The organism is Endozoicomonas sp. SESOKO2 (assembly GCF_024606245.1).
In the GTDB taxonomy this organism is placed as follows: Bacteria; Pseudomonadota; Gammaproteobacteria; order Pseudomonadales; family Endozoicomonadaceae; genus Endozoicomonas_A.
In genome coordinates, this window is record NZ_JAHHPQ010000554.1 from 1 (window position 1) to 1,650 (window position 1,650).

The following is a 1,650-nucleotide window of genomic DNA, read 5'->3' on the forward strand; positions in this document are numbered from 1 at the left end:
CTCGACGATAAAACGGTAAGTCTGCGGCTCAACCGGGCAGACGAAAGGCACAAAGGCCAATACCTGCAAGAGTAGACTTTTAATGGTTCTATCCTCTGTTTTCTACGGATAGGAGCAGTGATGGTAGACGAGAGGATAATGCGCACAGAACCAAAACATGGTGATTCATAGATTCCTTCATCCATGGCAAACGTGCTGGCATGCCACTGAGACGCCGATGTTTTATACCTGATGACTGTCGTAAAACCCGGTTTGAGAAAAGCGATGAAGTCAGTGACGATCACGGAGCTAGAGCAAGGTGATTACCCGGACCCGACGTGGTTCACCTCAATCGTCTGATTCGGGTTGTAATGACGAATATTGAGCAGAGAATTGTTGATGTGAAACCCCGGGTGACAAAGCCATCATTTGGCTCGCGACTTACTAGTATATTTATCAACCAACGACCCAAGTGCCTTTGCCTGCTCAGCAATGACCGGATGATTGCTATGTTTTGCACTACTCAATCTTGCACAGATATAGTTCCCATCTTAGGGCCGGGTTCCTCTCCCTGCCTGCACTTGTGAGACCGGATTTTGCACAGAGTACAAATGAACCAATGGCCCAAGTGCCTTTGCCTGCTCAACAATGGCCGGATCATTGCTTCGTTCTGCACTCCTCAACCTTACATAGATATGGCTGTCATCTTCAGGCCATGTTGCTCTCCTTGCCAGCACTTGTGTCACCAGATGCTGCACAGAGTACAAATTAACCGATGGCCTAAGTGCCTGTGCCTGCTCAACAATGGCCGGATCATTGCTTCGTTCTGCACTACTCAACCTTGCATAGATATGGCTGTCATCTTCAGGCCAGGTTCCTCTCCCATCCAGCATTTGTGACACCAGATGCTGCACAGAGTAAAAATTAATCAATCGCCTAAGTGCCTTTACCTGCCCAGCAATGGCCGGATCATTGCTATGTTTTGCACTCCTCAACCTTGCATAAATATGGTTGTCACTTTCAGGCCAGGTTCCTCTCCCTGCCTGCATTTGTGACACCAGATGCTGCAAAGAGTACAAATTAACCAATGGCCTAAGTGCCTCTGCCTGTTCAGTAATGGCAGGATCATTGCTGCGTTTTGCACCCAACAACCTTCCATAGATATGGTCGTCAACTTCAGGCCAGGTTTCTCTTCCTGCCTTCACTCGTGACACCAGTTGCTGCACCGAGTACAAATCAACCAATGCCCTAAGTGACTTTAACTGCTCAGTAATGGCTGGATCATTGCGTCTTTCTAGACTAAACAACCTTGCATAAATATAGTTGTCATCTTCAGGCCAGGCTTCTCTCCCTACCTGCACTTGTAATACCAGATGCTGCACCGAGTACAAATTTACCAATGGCCTAAGTGCCTTTGCCTGGTCAGTAATGGCTGGATCATTGCTGATGTCTGCACTAAGCAACCTTGCATAGATATAGTTGTCATCTTCGGGCCAGGTTCCTCTCCCTGCCTGCACTTGTGACACCAGGTGCTGCACCGAGCACAAATTAACCAATGGCCTAAGTGCCTTTGCCTGCTCAGCAATGGCCGGATTATTGCTGCGTCTTGCACTAGTCAACCTTGCATAGATATGGTCGTCATCTTCGGGCCAGGTTCCTCTCCCTGCCTGC

General features: G+C 48.4%; 2 protein-coding genes. Both read right to left on the reverse strand.

Annotation, left to right across the window (positions count from 1 at the left end):
* On the reverse strand, window positions 1-185 hold a 185-nt coding region (locus KDK17_RS13480), incomplete at its 3' end, for a hypothetical protein (protein ID WP_257275021.1).
* Between the two features lie 345 nt (window positions 186-530).
* The coding region (locus tag KDK17_RS13485) for a hypothetical protein (protein ID WP_257288271.1) at window positions 531-1,650 on the reverse strand (1,120 nt) is incomplete at its 5' end.